At 59.8% G+C, this 19,295-nt stretch carries 20 protein-coding genes; all 20 read right to left on the reverse strand.

Translation table 11 applies throughout. From position 1 onward, the window contains the following. Complete coding sequence (locus J5M72_RS15925) at positions 1 to 348, reverse strand: Hpt domain-containing protein (RefSeq protein WP_169429408.1); 348 nt, start codon at positions 346 to 348, stop codon at positions 1 to 3. 30 nt (positions 349 to 378) lie between these two features. Beyond that, on the reverse strand, positions 379 to 2,082 hold the full coding sequence (locus J5M72_RS15930; RefSeq protein ID WP_207866308.1) for a fused response regulator/phosphatase: 1,704 nt from the start codon (positions 2,080 to 2,082) through the stop codon (positions 379 to 381). 5 nt (positions 2,083 to 2,087) lie between these two features. Continuing rightward, a complete protein-coding gene (locus tag J5M72_RS15935) occupies positions 2,088 to 2,393 on the reverse strand; it encodes an STAS domain-containing protein (RefSeq protein WP_065260769.1) in 306 nt (101 codons plus the stop codon). 101 nt (positions 2,394 to 2,494) lie between these two features. Further along, positions 2,495 to 2,944, reverse strand: a complete 450-nt coding sequence (gene fliJ / locus J5M72_RS15940) for a flagellar export protein FliJ (RefSeq protein ID WP_114881898.1) — start codon at positions 2,942 to 2,944, stop codon at positions 2,495 to 2,497. Positions 2,945 to 2,950: 6 nt separating this feature from the next. Beyond that, on the reverse strand, positions 2,951 to 4,309 hold the full coding sequence (gene fliI / locus J5M72_RS15945) for a flagellar protein export ATPase FliI (RefSeq protein ID WP_207866310.1): 1,359 nt from the start codon (positions 4,307 to 4,309) through the stop codon (positions 2,951 to 2,953). Further along, positions 4,299 to 5,105: a flagellar assembly protein FliH gene (gene fliH / locus J5M72_RS15950; protein WP_169429405.1), complete on the reverse strand. Its 807-nt coding sequence runs from the start codon at positions 5,103 to 5,105 to the stop codon at positions 4,299 to 4,301. The genes fliI and fliH overlap by 11 nt, the downstream gene beginning before the upstream one ends. Positions 5,106 to 5,109: 4 nt before the next feature. Continuing rightward, a complete protein-coding gene (gene fliG / locus J5M72_RS15955) occupies positions 5,110 to 6,129 on the reverse strand; it encodes a flagellar motor switch protein FliG (RefSeq protein WP_007958288.1) in 1,020 nt (339 codons plus the stop codon). Beyond that, positions 6,122 to 7,909 carry a flagellar basal-body MS-ring/collar protein FliF gene (gene fliF, locus J5M72_RS15960; protein ID WP_169429404.1) on the reverse strand — a complete coding sequence of 596 codons (1,788 nt, stop codon included), beginning with the start codon at positions 7,907 to 7,909 and terminating at the stop codon, positions 6,122 to 6,124. The genes fliG and fliF overlap by 8 nt, the downstream gene beginning before the upstream one ends. A 15-nt stretch (positions 7,910 to 7,924) precedes the next feature. Beyond that, entirely contained in the window at positions 7,925 to 8,254 is a 330-nt protein-coding gene (gene fliE / locus J5M72_RS15965; RefSeq protein WP_085710460.1) for a flagellar hook-basal body complex protein FliE, read from the reverse strand. A 128-nt stretch (positions 8,255 to 8,382) separates the two neighbouring features. Continuing rightward, entirely contained in the window at positions 8,383 to 9,774 is a 1,392-nt protein-coding gene (locus J5M72_RS15970; protein WP_207866312.1) for a sigma-54 dependent transcriptional regulator, read from the reverse strand. A 5-nt stretch (positions 9,775 to 9,779) separates the two neighbouring features. Continuing rightward, positions 9,780 to 10,973, reverse strand: a complete 1,194-nt coding sequence (locus J5M72_RS15975; RefSeq protein ID WP_243433360.1) for an ATP-binding protein — start codon at positions 10,971 to 10,973, stop codon at positions 9,780 to 9,782. Positions 10,974 to 11,101: 128 nt separating this feature from the next. After that, positions 11,102 to 12,577, reverse strand: a complete 1,476-nt coding sequence (locus tag J5M72_RS15980; RefSeq protein WP_016984300.1) for a sigma-54 dependent transcriptional regulator — start codon at positions 12,575 to 12,577, stop codon at positions 11,102 to 11,104. A 172-nt stretch (positions 12,578 to 12,749) separates the two neighbouring features. Next, entirely contained in the window at positions 12,750 to 13,046 is a 297-nt protein-coding gene (locus J5M72_RS15985) for a flagellar protein FliT (RefSeq protein ID WP_207866316.1), read from the reverse strand. A 10-nt stretch (positions 13,047 to 13,056) separates the two neighbouring features. After that, on the reverse strand, positions 13,057 to 13,455 hold the full coding sequence (gene fliS, locus J5M72_RS15990) for a flagellar export chaperone FliS (protein WP_169429400.1): 399 nt from the start codon (positions 13,453 to 13,455) through the stop codon (positions 13,057 to 13,059). 129 nt (positions 13,456 to 13,584) lie between these two features. Further along, entirely contained in the window at positions 13,585 to 15,039 is a 1,455-nt protein-coding gene (fliD, locus tag J5M72_RS15995; RefSeq protein WP_207866319.1) for a flagellar filament capping protein FliD, read from the reverse strand. An 80-nt stretch (positions 15,040 to 15,119) separates the two neighbouring features. Continuing rightward, a complete protein-coding gene (locus tag J5M72_RS16000) occupies positions 15,120 to 15,476 on the reverse strand; it encodes a flagellar protein FlaG (protein WP_169429398.1) in 357 nt (118 codons plus the stop codon). 72 nt (positions 15,477 to 15,548) lie between these two features. After that, positions 15,549 to 16,400, reverse strand: a complete 852-nt coding sequence (locus tag J5M72_RS16005; RefSeq protein ID WP_085605772.1) for a flagellin domain-containing protein — start codon at positions 16,398 to 16,400, stop codon at positions 15,549 to 15,551. Positions 16,401 to 16,643: 243 nt separating this feature from the next. Continuing rightward, on the reverse strand, positions 16,644 to 16,910 hold the full coding sequence (locus tag J5M72_RS16010; protein WP_169429397.1) for a hypothetical protein: 267 nt from the start codon (positions 16,908 to 16,910) through the stop codon (positions 16,644 to 16,646). Next, positions 16,907 to 18,199, reverse strand: a complete 1,293-nt coding sequence (locus J5M72_RS16015; protein ID WP_169429396.1) for a 6-hydroxymethylpterin diphosphokinase MptE-like protein — start codon at positions 18,197 to 18,199, stop codon at positions 16,907 to 16,909. The genes J5M72_RS16010 and J5M72_RS16015 overlap by 4 nt, the downstream gene beginning before the upstream one ends. Positions 18,200 to 18,285: 86 nt before the next feature. Continuing rightward, complete coding sequence (locus tag J5M72_RS16020) at positions 18,286 to 19,212, reverse strand: ketoacyl-ACP synthase III (protein ID WP_207866321.1); 927 nt, start codon at positions 19,210 to 19,212, stop codon at positions 18,286 to 18,288. Between the last annotated feature and the right edge of the window lie 83 nt (positions 19,213 to 19,295).

The following is a 19,295-nucleotide window of genomic DNA, read 5'->3' on the forward strand; positions in this document are numbered from 1 at the left end:
TCAATGGGCAGGTGAGCGCTGTCGCTCGGCCTCATAGACGGGGCGCACATGCGCGAATTCGTCGTGGATTTCGGCCACCAGCTTGATGATTTCGGAGGGGCTCCTGTCCTTGGCGTGCTGTTCCAGCTCCTGGCAAAGCTCGGCCAGGCGGGTCGCCCCCATATTGCTGCTACTGCCTTTGAAACTGTGGGCGACAGACGACAAGGCGTCGGCATCGGCGTTTTTTTGCAATTCACACAGGCGCGCTTCGGAATCTGCCAGGAACGTATCCAGCAATTCCGGATAGCCATCCTCCATGACTTCTTGCAACGCGCTCAGCACGTCGCGATCTACACAGGCATCAGTCACTTGTTCACTCCTTGATCAAGAATGCGCGGATTATGCCAGAGCCTCCCAGAAAAACTCCACGCGAGCACTGCGACCATCGTCGGACCAGCTCGGGTTTCTGCTCAATTGCCGGATCAGGCTGACGCCACGTCCCGACAGACGGACATCGTCCAGCGGACGCTCCATCACCCGCGCCACGTCAAAACCCTTGCCGCTGTCTTCGACACGCACCACCAGACAACCACCTTCACCTTGCGGACGAACCTGCAGATGCACACGCACATAGCCGTCCTGCAGGGCATCCAGACGCTTGTTGCGCTGTTCATAGTAACGCGCAAAACCCGAGGCATCGCGCTTGAGACTGGAGTCCAGCCCCAACACCCCATGCTCCAGCGCATTGGAGTAAAGCTCGGCCAGTACACTGTACAACGCTCCGCTCTGGGTGCGCAGACCGTGCACCTCCAGCAGCAATTGCAGCAGGTAGGGCAACGGGTTGAAGCGTTTGAGCGTAGCGCCGCGAAATTCAAAACTCACCGACCAGTCCAGCGGACAGGACTGGCCGCTGTCGGAGTACACCGGAGCCGGCGGATTGACCTGCACCACGTCCAGCAGGCTGACCTCGACCATGCTCACATCGTCCCGGGCTTCGCCGCGAAAATCCTGCAACGCCTGCTCGATTTCGGCGAACAGGCGATCCGGCTGCCGGTTACCGGCAAACACCTGCTGCAAGCGCTCGACGCCGAACAACTGATCATTGGCATCGCAGGTATCGATCACGCCGTCGGACAGCAGAAAAACGCGATCCCCCACCGCCATCGAGAACACCTCGGTGCGATCATCGAAGGCCTGAGGACTGAGCACTCCCAGCGGCAGATGCCGTGCCGCAAGGGGCACCCGCTCCCCTGTGGCGATGCGATGAAGGTAACCGTCGGGCATGCCGCCGTTCCAGATTTCCACGCTGCGTCGTTGAAAACTCAGACAGAGCAGCGTGGCGCAGCAGAACATGTCCACCGGCAGGATGCGCTTGAGCTTGGCATTCATTTCACGCAGGGTTTCGGCCAGACCGTAGCCCTTGGCGGTCATGCCGTAGAACACTTCTGCCAGAGGCATGGCCCCCACCGCCGCAGGCAAACCGTGACCGGTGAAGTCACCCAGCAACACATGCATGTCGCCGGCAGGTGTATAGGCCGCCAGCAACAGATCACCGTTGAACAGCGCATAGGGTGATTGCAGGTACCGGATGTTCGGCGCACTCAGGCAACCGGAGTGCGCGACTTTGTCGAACACGGCCTTGGCGACCCGTTGCTCGTTGAGCAGGTAGTCGTGATGCCGGGCAATCAGGTCGCGCTGCTGAAGGACCGTAGCCTGCAGGCGCCGCAAGCGGTCCATCGCCTTGATTTTGGCGGACAGGATCACCTGGTTGTAAGGCTTCGCCAGAAAATCGTCACCCCCCGCCTCCAGGCATCGCGCGAGGGCTTCGCTTTCGGTCAGCGACGTGAGGAATATGATCGGCACCAGGTTTTCACCCGCCAGCACCTTGATTTGCCGCGCGGCCTCGAAACCATCCATGACCGGCATCATCGCGTCCATCAGCACCAGATGGGGCTGCTGGCTGGAAAACACCTCAACGGCTTCGGCACCGTTAGCGGCCGTGAGCACGGCATGCCCCTGACGACGGACGATGGTCGACAACAGCAACCGGTCGGCGGCGCTGTCCTCGGCGATGAGGATCGTCAGCGGCTCTTGCGGCTGCATGGCCGTCAACTGATGTCGAACAGTTTGTCGAAATTGGAAATGGCGAGGATCTTGCGCACATCCGAATTGCTGTTGACCACGCGCACATCCGAGTCGTCGCCTCCGGCGTGATCACGCAGCAGAAGCAACATGCCCAGAGCCGAGCTGTCGAGGTAAGTGGCGTCCTTCAGATCCACCACGATGGAGTCGGGCTTCCTGTCGAGTCGTTCATAAGACTCGCGAAACTCCTGATGGCGACCGAAATCGAACCGCCCCTTGATCGAAATCGTCAGCTTTTGACCATCGGGAGAGACTTCTGTAACGACTGACATGTACTGGCTTCCTTGTCATTGACGAACGTGTACAAGGTTTAGCACTTGCAAGGGCCATGGGCAAGGCAGGAAGCCGCCGGAGACTGTCAGAGATCCCCCCGTCAATAAGCATCGCGGCGCGGCAGGCGCTGGGACAGTTCGTCCAGCAGCTTTTGCTCGCGCTTGTCTTCGACTCGCTGGGCTTCATCTCGATAGCGTTGTACAAGTTTTCGCAAGCCTTCGACGCGGGCGAACGCCTGTTGCCAGGCCTCGCGGGCCTTGTCCAGATTGTTCTGGTGCCATTGCAGGCTTTGCCGTTGCTGGTCCACCGCCGTGTCGAGCTGGGTCAGAAACCCCTGAAACCCGAGCAGCCACTGACCGGTCACGCCGGTGCTGCCGCGTACGATCCATTGCTCGGAGTAATCCAGACGAAAGGCATGCAGGTCGGCAAGTTTGCTTTCGGCCACTTTCACCTGCCCCTGGAAATACCCGAGACGCTGCACGGCGGTTTTCTCGGCCTTTTCGGCCATTTCCACCACCGGTGCCAGACGCGCGGCGCGGCTCAGGGCCATGACCGGTTACCCGCCGGTCGCAGGGGCGAGGATTGTTTCGAGGTACGCCTCGCTTTCGCCCAGACTGATGCTGTCGTTCAGCCCCTGGCGCAGGTACCTGACCAGTTGCGGCTGCAGATTGATGGCAAGGTCAGTCTCGCGATCACCACCGGCGACATAGGCACCGACACTGATCAGGTCGCGACTCTGCTGATAACGGGACCACAGCTGTTTGAAGTATTGCGCCCGGACCATGTGATCAGGCGGCACCACGGCCGGCATTACCCGACTGATCGACGCTTCGATGTCGATGGCCGGGTAATGCCCCTCCTCGGCCAGACGCCGGGACAACACGATGTGGCCGTCGAGCACGCCCCGCGCCGAGTCGGCAATCGGGTCCTGCTGGTCGTCACCCTCGGACAGCACGGTGTAGAACGCGGTGATCGAACCCCCGCCCTTCTCCGCGTTACCGGCGCGCTCCACCAGTTTCGGCAGTTTGGCGAACACCGACGGCGGATAGCCCTTGGTCGCCGGCGGCTCGCCGATGGCCAGGGCGATTTCCCGCTGGGCCTGGGCGAAACGGGTCAGGGAATCCATCAGCAACAGGACATTCTTGCCCTTGTCACGGAAATACTCGGCAATCCGCGTGCAGTACATCGCCGCCCGCAGACGCATCAGGGGCGCATCGTCCGCCGGCGATGCCACTACCACGGAACGCTTGAGGCCTTCTTCACCGAGGATGTGCTCGATGAACTCTTTGACTTCTCGACCCCGCTCACCAATCAGGCCAACGACGATGATGTCGGCCTCGGTGAAGCGGGTCATCATGCCAAGCAGGACGGATTTACCGACACCGGTACCGGCGAACAGGCCCAGACGCTGGCCTCGACCGACCGTCAACAAACCGTTGATGCAACGGATGCCGACGTCCAGCGGCACGCTGATCGGGTCACGGTTGAGCGGGTTGATCGTCGGGCCGTCCATCGGCACCCAGTCTTCGGCCTTCATGCCGCCCTTGCCGTCCAGCGCACGTCCGGCGCCGTCCAGCACACGACCGAGCATGCTCATGCCCATCGGCAGGCGACCGGTATCGGCCAGCGGCACCACACGGGCGCCCGGCGCAATACCGGCAACACTGCCAACAGGCATCAGGAAAACCTTGCTGCCGGAGAAGCCCATGACTTCGGCTTCAACCTGGGACGGGTGGTAGCTGTCGTCGTTGATCACCATGCAACGGGTGCCCATGGCAGCGCGCAGACCTTCGGCTTCGAGGGTCAGGCCGACCATGCGCAGCAGGCGTCCTTCGAGGATCGGCGCGCCGGGAATTTCGGTGGCCTCGGCGTAGGTGCTCAGGCGCTTGGCGAAACTGGTGCGTTCAAGGCGCATCGGGGGCGTCCGCGAGCGGCTCGTCAGTGACCGGTGCCGGTTTCGGCGTTTGCGGCAGATCCAGGCTCAGGTCCGGTTCGGCCGGGTGCAGGGCCTGTTCGTGCAGTTGATCGAACAGTTTGGCCATGACCTGGCCGACACGGGTTTCGATGCTCGCATCGATCCGGCTGTGTTCGGTTTCAACCCGGCAACCGCCCGGCAACAACGATTCGTCCTCGACGATACGCCAGGTTTCCTCATGGCGTTCGCGCAGGGCTTTGACCTGCTCGAAATCCTGCGGATTGACGTACAGCCGCACATTGCCCACGCCCAGCGGCAACAGCTTGAGGGCGTCGCGCATGACGTGCTCGATCTGCGTCGAGTCGATGGCCAGCTCGCGCTGGATCACCTGACGGGCAATGTGCTGCACAAGGTCGACCAGCGACTTTTCGATCTGCGTGTCTTGCTCGGCGATGGGCTCGAACAGGTTCGCCATCAACTGCTCGAGGCTGTTGACCTTGGCTGTGAGGACCACTTCGGCTTCCTGACGCACCTTGAGGGTGGCGCTGTGAAAACCTTCTTTTTCGCCGATGGCGAAACCCTCGTTGTAAGCCTCCTGACGGATGCTTTCGAGCTCTTCCAGGGTCAGTGGCTGGACTTCCTCCAGCGGCACTTCTTCCATTTCCGGCGGTTCGGGCTCCGGTTCCGGCTCGGGTTCCGGTGCCGGCGGATCGAAGCTCGGGATCGCCCACGTTTCGAAACCACGGACATCCCGGGCACGGATCAGGTCCGTCACATCGTCGTCGTTCTTGACCATGGTGTTAGATCATTTCCTCACCGCCCTTGCCACCGAGCACGATTTCTCCGGCTTCGGCCATACGGCGGGCGATGGTGAGGATTTCCTTCTGCGCCGTTTCCACGTCGCTGACGCGCACCGGGCCTTTGGCCTCGAGGTCGTCGCGCAGCAGTTCGGCAGCACGTTTGGACATGTTCTTGAAGATCTTTTCCTTGACGCCTTCGTCCGAACCCTTGAGGGCCAGCACCAGCACATCGGAGGACACTTCGCGCAACAGCGCCTGGATACCGCGGTCGTCGACATCGGCCAGGTTGTTGAACACGAACATGAGGTCTTCGATCTGACCGGACAGGTCTTCGTCGACTTCGCGGATCGAGTCCATGAGCTGGCCTTCGATCGAGCTGTCGAGGAAGTTCATGATGTCCGCCGCCCGCTTGATGCCACCCAGGGTGGTGCGCGAGGCGTTCGAGTTGCCGGAGAACTGCTTCTCGAGGATCTGGTTCAATTCTTTCAGTGCCGCCGGCTGCACGGTGTTCAGCGACGAGACGCGCAGGATGATGTCCAGGCGCACCTTGTGGTCGAAGTTGCCCAGTACTTCACCGGCCTGATCCGGATCGAGGTACGCGACCACGATCGCCTGGATCTGCGGGTGCTCGTAGCGGATCACGTCGGCAACGGCACGCGGTTCCATCCATTTCAGGCTGTCGAGACCGCTGGTGTTGCCACCCAGCAGGATGCGGTCGATCAGGCCGTTGGCCTTGTCTTCGCCCAGGGCCTGGGTGAGCATTTTGCGCACGTAGTCGTCGGAGCCGACGCCCAGGCTGGTCTGGTCGCCGACAATGTCGACGAACTCGCTCATGACCTGCTCGACCTGCTCACGGTGGACGTTGCCCATCTGGGCCATGGCCACGCCGACCCGCTGAACCTCTTTGGGGCCCATGTGGCGCAGCACTTGTGCAGCATCGGTCGAACCCAGGGACAGCAGCAGAATCGCGGCTTTATCGACCCGGGACAATTTGGCGACGGCGGCTCGGTTATCACTCATCTGCGTTAATCCACTCTTTCACGACCTGGGCCACACGACCCGGGTCTTCTGCCACCAGACTCTTGATTGCGTTCAACTGAGCGTCATAGCCTTCGCTCGGGCTCGGCAGCAGGATGCTGGTCGGGCCACCGAGGCTGACGCGATCGCCGGACAGTTCACCGTCCAGACCGCCCATGCCACCCAGTTCCACGTCACCGCCCAGACCGGCCAGTTCCTTGCCTTTGCCGCCGCCGGTGATGTTATTCAGCACCGGACGCAGCACGCCAAACACCAGCACCAGGATGAACAACACACCCAGCACTTGCTTGACGATGTCCCAGAACCATGGCTGGGAGTAGAACGGAATGTCGGCAATCACTTCACCGCGCTCGGCGGAGAACGGCATGTTGATTACGCTGACACTGTCGCCACGGCTGGCGTCGAAGCCGACGGCGTCCTGTACCAGACGGGTGAAGCGCGCCAATTCGTCGGCGCTCCACGGCGCACGAGTGGTTTCGCCGTTGGCCGGGTTGATCTTGACCTGATCGTCCACCACCACCGACACCGACAGGCGATTCAGGCGACCCTGCTGCTGTTTGGTGTGGCTGATGGAACGGTCGAGTTCGAAGTTCTTGGTGGATTGCTGACGCTTGTCTGCCGGGTACGGCGCGAGCATCGGCTGGCCGGTGGCCGGGTCCATGATCTGCTGACCGTTGGCGTCAACCAGTGGCTGGCCTGGCTGCACCATGCCGGTGGAAGCCTGGGCGCCACCGGTGGTTTGCGGCGCCGACGCCGGCGACGGTGGCTGATTGCTCAGGGCGCCCGGCACGCCTTGCGGGCCATTGCTGGCGGTGCGCTGCTCATTGACCGACTGCTCGCTGCGCAGCGCCGGCTGATCGGGATTGAACTGCTCGGCGGTGGATTCGACGGCACTGAAATCGATATCGGCCGACACTTCAGCCTTGTAGCGATCGTTGCCCAGTACCGGTTGCAGAATGTTGTGCACGCGCTGGGTGAGCATGCTTTCCATGCGGCGGCTGTAGTCGAACTGCTTGCCGGCCATGGTCATTTCGGAATTTTCCGCCTGATCCGACAGCAGGTTGCCCTTCTGGTCGACGACGGTGATCTGCGATTTGCTCAGCTCGGGAACGGAAGTCGCCACCAGGTTGATAATGGCAACGACCTGGCCTGGCTCCAGCGAACGACCGGAGTACAACTCCACCAGTACCGATGCGCTTGGCTTGCGTTCGTCACGCACGAACACCGAACTTTTCGGGATGGCCAGGTGAACGCGTGCGCCCTTGACGTTGTTCAGGGCGGAGATGGTGCGGGCCAGTTCGCCTTCGAGGCCGCGACGATAACGGGTCGCTTCCATGAATTGGCTGGTGCCCAGACCCTGTTCCTTGTCGAGGATTTCAAAACCGATGTTGCCGTCGCTGGGAGTGACACCAGCGGCCGCGAGCTTGAGCCGCGCACGGGACAGGTCATCGGCCTTGACCAGCAAGGCGCCGGAATTCGGTTCGACGGTGTAGGGAATGTCGGCGGAGGCCAGAGTGTCCATGACCTGCTTGGCGTCCATGCCGGCAAGGCTGCCGTACAGAGGCCGGTAGTCCGGTTGCTGCGACCACAGCACCACGGCAAAGCCAATCGCCACGCTCGCGGCCAGGCCGACCAACAGGCCCACCTGACGCAGCACGGTCATCTCGGAGAGGTTTTCCAGGAAGGACAGGCCGAACAGCGGCGGTTTGCCGTCTATCGGGGTGGCCTTGGCCGGAACGTTATCGGCGACTGCTTCTGCCATGACTCAATCTCGTCCTTAAACCGGCATCTGCATGATGTCTTGATAAGCCTGAACCAGCTTGTTGCGCACCTGGGTCAGTGCCTGGAACGACACGCTGGCCTTCTGCGAGGAAATCATCACGTCCGTCAGATCGACGCCGCTTTTGCCGATTTCGAACGCGTTGGCCAATTGGCTCGAGGCCTGTTGGGTATCGTTCACTTTGTTGATGGCCTGACCGAGCATGTCGGAAAAGCTGCTGCCTGCCACTTCAGGGACGGCGGCAGTCGATTTCGGCTTCGACATGGCGTCCATTTGCATGGCCTTCATGTCCATCATCAACCGATTAAATTCAATACCTTGGCTCATGGTCTACTCTCTTGGGCGGCCCGCAATTTTTTGACACTCACTCGGCGGGTACTCAGGTGTTAGCAACAACGGTGCCAGCTCACGGGCACCGCTTCGAGAAATGCGTTTTCAAACGTTTGCACCACCCTTCAGGTAGCGAACAGATAGCCTTCGACGTCCATCCCCGCATCGCGCATTTGCGCCAGTTTGTAGCGCAGCGTACGCGGGCTGATACCGAGTTTTTCGGCAGCCTCCTTGCGTCGACCGCGCTCGGTGCGCAGGGTGTCGATGATCATCTGGAACTCGCGACGACGCAGGTCATCGCCCAGCGCACCGGCCGAATCCGCCTCGATCTCGACTTCACGAATGACGGGAGTGAGTGGCATCGCCACCGGCAAAGGGGCGAACAGCGCAGGCCCGGAGAGGCAGAAATCCTGCGGCTGAATCAAGCCGCCCTGCTGGAGGATCAACGCCCGCTGGACCGCGTTATCCAGCTCGCGCACGTTGCCCGGCCATGGATAACCGATCAGGCACGCCTGCGCCTCGGGCGAGAACTTCGCCATCGCATGCTTCATTTTATTGACGTGCTTGGCCAAAAGACGCTCGGCCAGCGGCAGGATGTCGGCGGTCCGCTCACGCAGCGGACGCCAGGCCAGTGGAAACACCGACAGACGATAGTAGAGATCTTCACGGAACCGCCCCGCCGCCACTTCACCCGCCAGATCACGGTTGGTGGTGGCGACTACGCGAATGTCGAGGGTGATCGGCTTGCGCGCACCCACCCGCTCGACCTCGCGTTCCTGCAAGACCCGCAGCAGCTTGGCTTGCAGACCCAGGGGCATTTCGGAAATTTCGTCGAGCAGAATGGTGCCGCCGTCGGCCTGCTCGAACTTGCCGGCCTGCGCCGCGATGGCGCCGGTGAACGACCCCTTCTCGTGACCGAACAATGTCGCTTCGAGCATATTGTCCGGGATCGCCGCGCAGTTGATCGCAATGAACGGCTGACTGGCACGATTGGATTGCTGGTGAATGTAGCGCGCCAGCACCTCTTTACCGGTGCCGGACTCGCCGGAAATCAGTACGGTGGAATCACTGCGGGCAACCCGCGCTGCCAGATCCAGCAACTGGGCGCTGGCCGGCTCGACCGCGACCGGCCCTTCGGCATCGCTGGCACCAAGGCTGCCCAAGGCGTGACGCGCTACCAGATCCAGCAGGGCCTTGGGCTCGAATGGCTTGACCAGATAATCCGCCGCGCCCTGACGCATGGCATCCACCGCGCGCTCGACTGCACCATGAGCGGTCATCAGCAGCACCGGCAGCTGCGGCTGACGGGCGCGCAACAGGCCGAGCAATTGATGGCCGTCCATGCCCGGCATGTTGACGTCGCTGACCACCAGACTGAACGCTTCGCGCTCGACAGCGTTCAACGCCTCTTCGGCCGAACCCACTGCATGATAGTCGTGACCGGCCAGCAACAGCGTATCGGCCAGCGCTTCGCGCAACGAGCGGTCATCTTCGACCAGCAGAACCTTGATGCCCATGACCTTCACTCAGCTCCCTGTACAACGGAAAACATCGGCAGGACGACCTGCGCGCACGTGCCGCGCCCGACTCGCGAACGCAGTTGCAATTCTCCCTGATGCGCACGGGCCACAGCCTTGACCACGGTCAGGCCCAGGCCGGTGCCGGTGACCTTGGTGGTGAAAAACGGCTCGCCCAGCCGCGCCAGCACCGCCGGCTCGATGCCGCCACCGTTATCGCTGACGCACAGGCGCAGGGTGTTGTCGCGGGTGTAGCAATGCACTTTCAGGCGCACATCACCGCCACTGGCCTGAATCGCGTTTTCAATCAGATTGAGGACTGCCCCGACCAGCGTGTCGCGATTGCACAGCAACTCGCCCGCATGGCTGTCGCATTGCCAACGGATCGGCAGATCCTGCACATGGGTCAGCGCCGCCGCCTGCAACGACTGCATCAAGGCATTGGGCGTGATGCGGTCGGTCAGCGGCAATTCACCGCGAGCGAACACCAGCATGTCGCGCACTTGGTGCTCCAGCTCATGCAGACGCTCCTTGAGGCGCCCGGCAAAGCGCTGCTGGGTGGCGACCGGCAGCGCCTGCTCAGTCAAATGACTGGCATACAACAGTGCGGCGGAAAGCGGAGTTCGGATCTGGTGGGCCAGCGAGGCGACCATACGCCCCAACGACGACAGCCGTTCGTGGCGCGCGAGCTGATCCTGCAAGTGACGGGTTTCAGTCAGGTCGTTGAGCAGCACCAATTGCCCCGGCTCGGCATCCAGCGAACGGGTGGCAATCGACAGGCGTCGACCGTTTCTCAGGGAGATTTCATGACCGTCGTCTTCACGGGGCGCAAAGCAACGGGTAATCACATGCCGCCACAGCTCGCCTTCCAGCGGTAAACCCAGCAGATCGATGGCGGCGGGATTGGCCTCGCACACGATGCCGTGGCCATCGATGACGATGACGCCACCCGGCAACAGATCAAGGAGATTTTGCAGACGGTTGGCCAGACGTTCTTTTTCCGCCAGCTCCTGCATGCGCTGGGCGCTGACCACGGCCAGCTCGCCCTTGAGCTCGGTGACCCGCGCTTCAAGCATGCTGTAGGAGTCGGTCAATTGACTCGACATCTGGTTGAACAGCGCAAACGCCTGCTCAAGCCCCTGGCGACCGGCCTGCTCTACGGACGGCAGTTGCCCCGAGGACTCGGGAACAGAAGACATCTGGGAGGCTTGGGGCATTGTGCTCTCTCGCTTGGCTGACCGTCAGTTAAACGGAACGTTGCGAGGGACTTAGCAATACCCGTGCCTAAAAAAAACTGCTTATAAATGAAGCCGTTGAAAAACAGGCGTCAATCATCCGCCTGTTCATCACCATCGCGTCGGCTCATGCCGTACTTGCGCATCTTCTCCACCAGCGTGGTGCGACGGATGCGCAGACGCTCGGCGGCACGGGCCACGATGCCGTTGGCATCATCCAGCGCCTGCTGGATCAGGCCCTGTTCCAGACCACCGAGGTAGTCCTTCAGATCAAGCCCTTCCGGCGGCAGCATGGCGTTGGCAGTGAAGTCAGGCGTGTGACCGTTGATTGCCACGCGCTCTTCCAGATCGCTGCGCAGGCTGTCGACCATTTGCTCGTCTTCGTCGTCGACGTAGCGGAATTTCTTCGGCAGCTCGACCACGCCGATCACCCCGTACGGATGCATGATCGCCATGCGCTCCACCAGGTTGGCCAGCTCGCGGACGTTGCCCGGCCAGCCGTGACGACACAGGGACATGATGGCGGCGGAATTGAAACGGATCGAACCGCGTTTCTCGTGCTCCATGCGCGAGATCAACTCGTTCATCAGCAACGGGATGTCTTCGACGCGCTCACGCAGCGGCGCCATCTCGATCGGGAACACGTTCAAGCGATAGTAGAGATCTTCGCGGAAGGTGCCGATCTCGATCATGCTTTCGAGATTCTTGTGGGTCGCGGCAATGATGCGCACGTCGACGCTCTGGGTCTTGTTGCTGCCCACGCGCTCGAAGGTGCGTTCCTGCAGCACGCGCAGCAGCTTGACCTGCATCGGCAGCGGCATGTCACCGATTTCGTCGAGGAACAGTGTGCCGCCATTGGCCAGCTCGAAGCGGCCGGCACGACTGGTGATCGCGCCGGTAAAGGCGCCCTTCTCGTGGCCGAACAGTTCGCTTTCCAGCAACTCTGCCGGGATCGCCCCGCAATTGACCGGTACGAACGGCGCGTCGCGACGCTTGGAATGGTAATGCAGGTTGCGCGCAACCACTTCCTTGCCGGTGCCGGACTCGCCGAGGATCAATACACTGGCGTCGGTGTCGGCCACCTGCTGCATCATCTGGCGCACATGCTGGATCGCCCGGCTGGTGCCGACGAGGCTGCGGAACAGGTTGGGTTCGCGATGACGGCCGCGCTCGCGGGCCTGGTCATACATTTCGCGATAGACCTGGGCACGGTGCAGGGAGTCCAGCAATTTGCTGTAGCTCGGCGGCATTTCGAGGGTCGAAAGCACCCGGCGGCGCTGGTCTTCGGGCAGGTCCACCGAAGAATTATCGCCCATCAGCAAAACCGGAAGGAACTCATCCCAGGTTGAGAGTGTCTTTAGCAAGCCCAAAAGCGCACCAGGAGCATTGACCGTCCCGATCAGTACGCAAATGACCTCACGACTAGACGACAAAGAGCCGACTGCCTGCTGCCAGTCATGGCTTCCGCAGGGTAAATTTTCTTCGCCAAGAAAATTTAAGATCACCGCCAGGTCGCGGCGGCGGACGCTATCGTCATCGATCAGCAGAATTTTGGTTTCACGCCACATGCAATAGCAACTTCCCTAGTCAACTCAATGCCCAAAACGAGGGGCAAGCGAGACGCTTGCAGGACACCGTGTGCCTGTAGACGCCTGAAATCTGAAAACAGCCACTAGTTAAGTCAAAAAACCGTGCACAGTCAAATTTATGGCGCACATGTCTGGATTAACTGAGGGTTAATTAACCAAACAGATGGTAAACCTTTGCCGCGTTCTGCGCTTGGGTGATCTGCGACATCTCGTCGACTATCGCCTGACGTTCACCCATGGCGACCTCAAGAAGCTCCTTGTAGACATGCAGCAGCTCCTCAAGATTGTCGCGTAGCGCCACTTCATCCACCGAAGTCTCACTCAAGACATCTTCCATGCAGGAACGGCAATCGAGGTCCAGTTGACCGATCGCCTCCCAGTTGCGCTCGGCCAGGGCACCGACCAACGCTTCTCGGGTTTCTTCGATTCGCTGCAATACAAGACTCATGGTGATCTCCTTAGAACTGAGGAGCTGGCGTAGGCGCGATGGCGTCCCAGCCTTCTTTTACCGTGCTCAGCAAGCCGGCGACTTCATCCAGAATACGCGGATCGCTGTTGATGTTGGCCTCGGCAAGACGCTTCATCATGTAGATATACAGCCCGTCCAGATCAGCCAGCGTATCGGCGGACTTCTCCAGATCCAGGCCTTCACGCAAGCCGCTGACGATGCCAATGGCCTTGCCGATCGCCGTGCATTTTGCAGGGATGTCCTTGCGCTCGATCGCGCCCTTGGCCTGCGCAATGCGCGCCAGACCACCTTCCATCAACATTTGTACCAGACGGTGGGGGCTCGCTTCGGACGTCTGAGCGTGGGCGCCAACTTTCTGGTATTGCCGAAGGGCTAACATCGGATTCATGTTCTACCTCATTTGCCACAATGACTCGCATGACCAGTGTATCGCCAGCGAGCCGAAAAACTTTAGACCACAAGACAAAAACCCGGCACACGCTCGAAAGCGTAGCCGGGTTTTTGTCGCTCTTACATGTTACTTCGCAGATTGCTGAGCGTTCAGCGAGCTGAAGAACGACGTAATGCTGCTCGCCGTGGCCTTCATTTGCCCTACCAGCAAGTCCATGGCGTTGTATTTTGCAGTCAACGTCTTGGTCATGCCGGCAACGCGTATATCCAGTGCCGTTTGCTGGGCGGTAAGGCTGCGCGCGTTACCGTTCAGGATGGTCATGCGCTGATCGAGCAAACCGGGAGATACACCATCCGCCCCTTTGAGGTACGGATCCACCGCCTTGCTCATGCGCGCCAACAAACCGTTTTTATCGGTGGTGCCAGAGAACATCTGCTGCACCTGGCCGGTCATGCCTGGCGTGCTCATCGTTTTGTTGAACGCGACCGTGTCGAAAGTCAGGTTACCGGTGAGCTTGTCAGTCATGACGCCCAGCTGCGACAGGTAGGCCATCGGACCGCCGGTGGTGCCGCTTGGCATGGTCAACTGGCTACGAATATCGGCAATCAGCGAACGCGGCAGGGAATCCCCAGTGAAAGCCGCCTGAACGGTCAGCTTGCCATCTTCGTCCGGCGTTGCCTTGGACAAGGTGTCGACAGTACTTTTCAAGGTGTTGTAGGCATCAACGAAGGCCTGAACCGACGTCTGCAATCCCTTGGTGTTGGCGTCAACACTCACCACAACTGGCGTGCCAGGCGGATTAGGGACAGTCAGCAGGTTCATCGACAAACCACTGATGGCACCCGTCACATTGTTGCTTTTGCTGGTCACCACCAGGCCATCGATGGTCAGCGACGCATCCTTGGCGAGCCCATTGACCGCTCCGGAATCACCCGCCGCCGGGGTGGCACTCATCGGTTTGGTGCCATCGATTTCCAGACCGGCAATACCGCTGACCGTCATGTCCGAGCCCGCGCCTGTCTTGCTCGAGCTGATGACCAGACGCGACGAACCGGTGCTATCCGTCACGATGTTGGCAGAAATACCATTGATACCCTGAGCCGTGTTGATCGCGTCACGAGTAGTCTGCAAGGTCGCATTGGCTGGAATCGTGACATTGTAATCAGTGCCATTCTGACTGATTTTCAGAGTACCACTCGGAATGGCACTGGCAGCACCGCCGGCAAAGGATGCGCTGGCTATTTTCGAGCCGGTAGCCAGATTGTTCACAACAACACTGTAAGTGCCCGAGACCGCAGTGTTATCCGAAGTCACGCCCAGAACAGTCGGAGTACCCGAAGTGGCCGTGTAACCGGAAAACGCCGGATTGGTCTTGCTGCCCAGGTTGGTCATCGCCGTCTGGAATGCGGTCAGCGCACTCTTCAGCGTACCGACACCGGAAATCTTCAGCGTGTTGGTCTTGGTACTGGCATCGATCTGCGTCTGTTTCGCCGACTTGTCAGCGTTGACCAGCGCAGTAACGATCGCACCGATGTCCAGGCCGGAACCCAGGCCGGAACCCGGTAAAATTGGACTTGCCATGTGCATCTCCCTTGGGGTTGTTGCCAGTCTTTTGACCCTTGTGGGGTCTAAAGAACTTCAAACACGATTCATGCCAGCTATCAGACTTTGGCGTCGAACAACACGTGGCTCGCATTGGCGAGGCTGTCTGCCAGCTTGAGAGCTTCTGCGGAGGGGATCTGTCGTACGACCTCGCCCGTCTCGCTTGCGATCACCTTGACGATGACCTTTCCGGAATGCTCATCGATCGAGAACTCCAGGTTACGCTTGATCGACTGAACAAACTTCTCGATCTCCTGCACCGCCAGCTTCAATTTGGTTTCATCCGTTTCCTGACTCTTTTTCGAATCAGTAACAGCATCAACCACATGAGGCTTGGTCTCCGACGGCTTGTCGGTGACGGTACTGGCTGGCTTGGGAGCCGGATAAGTCACGTTAAGCTTTACGCTCATGTCCATGCTCATCACCTCTTAACGTGAAAAAGCGAGAGAGCACGCAAGCGCACTCCCCCGCCAAAACTCATTCCGAAATTACTGAAGCAGCTTCAGTACAGCGGAAGGCAGTTGGTTGGCTTGAGCCAGAACAGAGGTCGAAGCCTGTTGCAGGGTTTGCTGCTTGGTCAGGTTAGCAGTCTCTGCGGCGAAGTCGGTATCTTGTACGCGACCTTGTGCAGCAGTGGTGTTTTCGTTGATGTTCTGCAAGTTCTGGATGGTGCTGTTCAGACGGTTTTGCGAAGCACCCAGGCTGGCACGAGTTGCACCGATTGCAGCGATAGCGGCGTCGATTGCAGTGATAGCGTTGTCGATGTTCGAAGCGGCGGCAGCCGAAGTAGCACCGGTCAGAACAACAGTACCGCTACCTACCGACAGGCTGGCGGCGTCGAACTTGGAGCTCAGTACCAGGTCGATGTGGTTAGCCGAACCGGTGTTTGCGCCAACTTGCAGGGTCACAGTACCAGCCGAACCGTCCAGCAGGTTTTTGCCGTTCAGGTTGGTCGAAGCCGAGATACGGGTGATCTCGTCGGACATTTGTGCGAATTCAGCGTTGGTAGCGGTCTGGTCAGCAGTGCCGTTGGTACCGTTACGTGCTTTAACAGCCAGTTCACGCATACGCTGCAGAATGTCGGTAGTAGCTTGCAGAGCGCCTTCAGCGGTCTGAGCAACGGAGATACCGTCGTTGGCGTTCTGGATGGCCTGGGTGTTACCGCGGATCTGGGAAGACATACGGTTGGAGATTTGCAGGCCAGCAGCGTCGTCTTTAGCGCTGTTGATTTTCAGGCCGGAAGACAGGCGCTGCATCGAAGTCGACAGAGCGTCGGAAGCGCGGTTCAGGTTCTTCTGAACGTTCAACGACGTGGTGTTGGTGTTTACTGTTAAAGCCATGACGAATTCCTCGTTGGTTGGGTACTGCGGCTTCCGGCCCTGGCAACCGCCGGGTATGGCCTAGAGAACCTTCGTAATAGTTATCGTCGGGTTTGCAGGTTGCTTGAGGGCTTTTTTGAAAAAATTTGCCATCACCCTGCCACCCCCTAGAAAACAAAGACTTAGCAGCACTTCACCCTCGGAAAAATGACGCCATGAAACCGTCTGCAGCGCAAACCTGCGGGCCAGCGCCCTCGGCATTTTTCAGGACGCCGAACTTTCCAGTAACCGGATCAATTCGTACTCCATGAAGTCGGCGAGCCCGAGCCAATCCTGGCGCTCCTGACAATCGAGCATTTGTGTGAGCACTTGCGCCCACGACTGCTGGATATCCGGCGAGGCGGACACCAGCAAATGCTGCGCACCTTCGAATACATCAACCATGTCCAGCGCTGCTTCGACATCACGCCCCAGACGAAACAGGCCGGCACACCGACGGCATTCGTCGACACTTCGTTGCATTGCACTCATTGCACGAACTCCTGATTGAAGCGCGTCCCGGCAATCAACGCTCCTGCGCGACTACTGTTGAAAAACTCGACGTGCGGCTGGCTGGCGATGTATCGCTCCAGCACACACAGATAACCGCGGAAATTGAGCTGCGTACTGACGCGCTCACCGAACCCGTCACGCACCCAGTGCCGCGCCTGATTCACCGACGGCCCAAGATCACCATCGTTCCAGCCGGCGTGGGTCTTGTTCATCGGGAAAGCGAAGTCGGCGCCGAACAGGGTGATCTGCGCAGCCCCCATCTTCACCGCCAGATCCACCGCGGGGTGAATCACGCTGCCACCCACATGCAGCAGTGCCCGTGGATGTTGCTCTCGCAACGCTGCGTAGACCGGGCTAAGCGAATAACCGCCATAGCGTTTGCCCTTCCAGGCCCTCAACACCTCAGGATCGCTCATGGGCAGATACACCAAGGGAATGCCGTCGGATTCTTCGAAAGGCAAATGCCGAAAGCTGATGCGCTGATCGATGCTCACTACATAGTCGGGCACAATCCCGTGCTCGCGCAGCGGCCGGTAAGCGGTGTCGACGCAAATGAACAAGGGGCGCTCGTCTCGCTCGCGAATCGTGGCCAGTCGCTCGAAATGCTGCTCAAGCGTCGGCCCGGTGCCGATCACGTAGATTTCCCGGCCAGTGCAAGTGCCGAACAATTGCGCCACATCATCGTCAGCGAGCAGCACCGGCAAGCAGTCCTGCAGACGCTGCAGAATGAACGGCGACTGCGGATCGAACTCACGATTGTTGAAACTCAAGTGCACTTCACTGACCAGCCGATCACGGATCTTCGCGTTGAAGTCATCGGCCAGCAGCATTTCGGCAGGCAAGGCAAAGAACGGCGTGCAGATGTCCGGCATGTCCCCGGCGTACAGAAGCTCTACCCTCGAGTCTTCCAGCCATTGCCGCTGATCGAGCAACTGCAACACCAGCGCAAACAGCGCGCCATTGAGGATGTGTACATACAGCCGCTCGAGCCCGGCACGCTCCAGCAGAACCGTCGGCAGATCTCCGAGGCCGGTGCCATAGACGTGCAATCGCGACTTGTCCGCCGGCAGGCTGGCGGCCTGAACCCGGGCCTCATGGACGCGGTCGTGGCGACTGGTGAGCTGAATGCCGTTGATGCTCAGCGTCGAACCCAGCCCCTGTGTCAATCCGGCGTCGATCACCGAACTGTCTTCGTTCAGCAATCGCGCGAACAGCGCCGGCCAGCGTCGCTCAATGACGTGGGCATTGGCCTGGAAAAACTCGCTCATGGCGCCTCGCGCTCCCTTCAGGCAAAAAAATAGCGTTCAAGGTTAACCCTTGAACGCTATTTTTGTATCCGCCGTTTTTAACAGATTCAAGGACGATAAATAATCGCCGAACCCCACGACAGACCGACACCGAAACCACTGATCGCGATACGGTTCCAGTCGGAATCCATCACGTGTTTTTCCAGCAGCAGCGGCACACTGGACGACACGGTGTTGCCGGTCTCGACCATGTCCTTGATGAACTTCTCCGGCTCGCCTTCGAAGCGGCGCGCCACGGCATCGACAATCGCCGCGCTGCCCTGGTGAATGCAGAACGCATCGATGTCATCGGCGTTGAGGCCCGAATCGTCGAGCAACTCATGCAAGTGCGCCGGGACTTTGAGCAACGCAAAGTTGAACACCTGACGCCCGTTCATGAAGAACACGCCATCGGTAACTTTCAGGTGCGGCGCACCGGAACCGTCGGTGCCGAACTTGGCCTTGCCCAGCGCCCAGGTCGGGTCTTCGCCCATCCAGGTCGCGGTGGCGGCGTCGCCGAACAGCATGGTGGTGTTGCGATCTTCCGGATCAACGATCTTCGAATATGGGTCAGCGGTGATCAGCAGGCCGTTCTTCAGGCCGGCAGCTTCCATGAAGCCCTTGATCGCGTAGATGCCATAAACGTAACCGGAGCAGCCCAGGGAAATGTCGAACGCGGCGACATTGGTTGGCAGACCCAGTTTGTCCTGGACGATTGCTGCGGTGTGCGGCAGGCCTTCTTCGTCACCGTTCTGGGTGACGACGATCAGTGCATCGATGGATTCACGTTTCAGTTCAGGGTTGCTGGCAAACAGCGCATTGGCCGCTTCAACACACAGATCGGAAGTTTCCTGTTCTGCGTCTTTACGTGGCAGGAAGGCCGAACCGATCTTGCCGAGGATGAATTCTTCATCCTTCTCGAATTTTGCACCTTGTGCGTAATTGTCCACGCCGGCTACAGGAACGTAGCTCGCAATGCTTTTTATGCCAATCATTACGGCTTCCCAATAATAAACAGCCCAATACCACCGCTCGCAAGGATTCGAGGGGCGCCGACAAACAGAAAACGGCCGCCACA

It is taken from the genome of Pseudomonas sp. 58(2021) (assembly GCF_017491585.1).
GTDB lineage: Bacteria > Pseudomonadota > Gammaproteobacteria > Pseudomonadales > Pseudomonadaceae > Aquipseudomonas > Aquipseudomonas fluorescens_BT.

What these genes read in the sequence shown, in the direction of transcription:
- J5M72_RS15930 (WP_207866308.1), bottom strand. Translation starts at nt 2,082, where the DNA reads ATGCAGCCGCAAGAGCCGCTGACGATCCTCATCGCCGAGGACAGCGCC.
- J5M72_RS16010 (WP_169429397.1), bottom strand. Translation starts at nt 16,910, where the DNA reads ATGAGTGCAATGCAACGAAGTGTCGACGAATGCCGTCGGTGTGCCGGC.
- fliF (WP_169429404.1), bottom strand. Translation starts at nt 7,909, where the DNA reads ATGGCAGAAGCAGTCGCCGATAACGTTCCGGCCAAGGCCACCCCGATA.
- J5M72_RS15980 (WP_016984300.1), bottom strand. Translation starts at nt 12,577, where the DNA reads ATGTGGCGTGAAACCAAAATTCTGCTGATCGATGACGATAGCGTCCGC.
- fliI (WP_207866310.1), bottom strand. Translation starts at nt 4,309, where the DNA reads ATGCGCCTTGAACGCACCAGTTTCGCCAAGCGCCTGAGCACCTACGCC.
- J5M72_RS16020 (WP_207866321.1), bottom strand. Translation starts at nt 19,212, where the DNA reads ATGATTGGCATAAAAAGCATTGCGAGCTACGTTCCTGTAGCCGGCGTG.
- fliH (WP_169429405.1), bottom strand. Translation starts at nt 5,105, where the DNA reads ATGGTCAAGAACGACGACGATGTGACGGACCTGATCCGTGCCCGGGAT.
- J5M72_RS15970 (WP_207866312.1), bottom strand. Translation starts at nt 9,774, where the DNA reads ATGGGCATCAAGGTTCTGCTGGTCGAAGATGACCGCTCGTTGCGCGAA.
- J5M72_RS15975 (WP_243433360.1), bottom strand. Translation starts at nt 10,973, where the DNA reads ATGTCTTCTGTTCCCGAGTCCTCGGGGCAACTGCCGTCCGTAGAGCAG.
- fliE (WP_085710460.1), bottom strand. Translation starts at nt 8,254, where the DNA reads ATGAGCCAAGGTATTGAATTTAATCGGTTGATGATGGACATGAAGGCC.
- fliD (WP_207866319.1), bottom strand. Translation starts at nt 15,039, where the DNA reads ATGGCAAGTCCAATTTTACCGGGTTCCGGCCTGGGTTCCGGCCTGGAC.
- J5M72_RS16000 (WP_169429398.1), bottom strand. Translation starts at nt 15,476, where the DNA reads ATGGACATGAGCGTAAAGCTTAACGTGACTTATCCGGCTCCCAAGCCA.
- fliS (WP_169429400.1), bottom strand. Translation starts at nt 13,455, where the DNA reads ATGAATCCGATGTTAGCCCTTCGGCAATACCAGAAAGTTGGCGCCCAC.
- J5M72_RS15985 (WP_207866316.1), bottom strand. Translation starts at nt 13,046, where the DNA reads ATGAGTCTTGTATTGCAGCGAATCGAAGAAACCCGAGAAGCGTTGGTC.
- J5M72_RS16005 (WP_085605772.1), bottom strand. Translation starts at nt 16,400, where the DNA reads ATGGCTTTAACAGTAAACACCAACACCACGTCGTTGAACGTTCAGAAG.
- J5M72_RS16015 (WP_169429396.1), bottom strand. Translation starts at nt 18,199, where the DNA reads ATGAGCGAGTTTTTCCAGGCCAATGCCCACGTCATTGAGCGACGCTGG.
- J5M72_RS15935 (WP_065260769.1), bottom strand. Translation starts at nt 2,393, where the DNA reads ATGTCAGTCGTTACAGAAGTCTCTCCCGATGGTCAAAAGCTGACGATT.
- fliG (WP_007958288.1), bottom strand. Translation starts at nt 6,129, where the DNA reads ATGAGTGATAACCGAGCCGCCGTCGCCAAATTGTCCCGGGTCGATAAA.
- fliJ (WP_114881898.1), bottom strand. Translation starts at nt 2,944, where the DNA reads ATGGCCCTGAGCCGCGCCGCGCGTCTGGCACCGGTGGTGGAAATGGCC.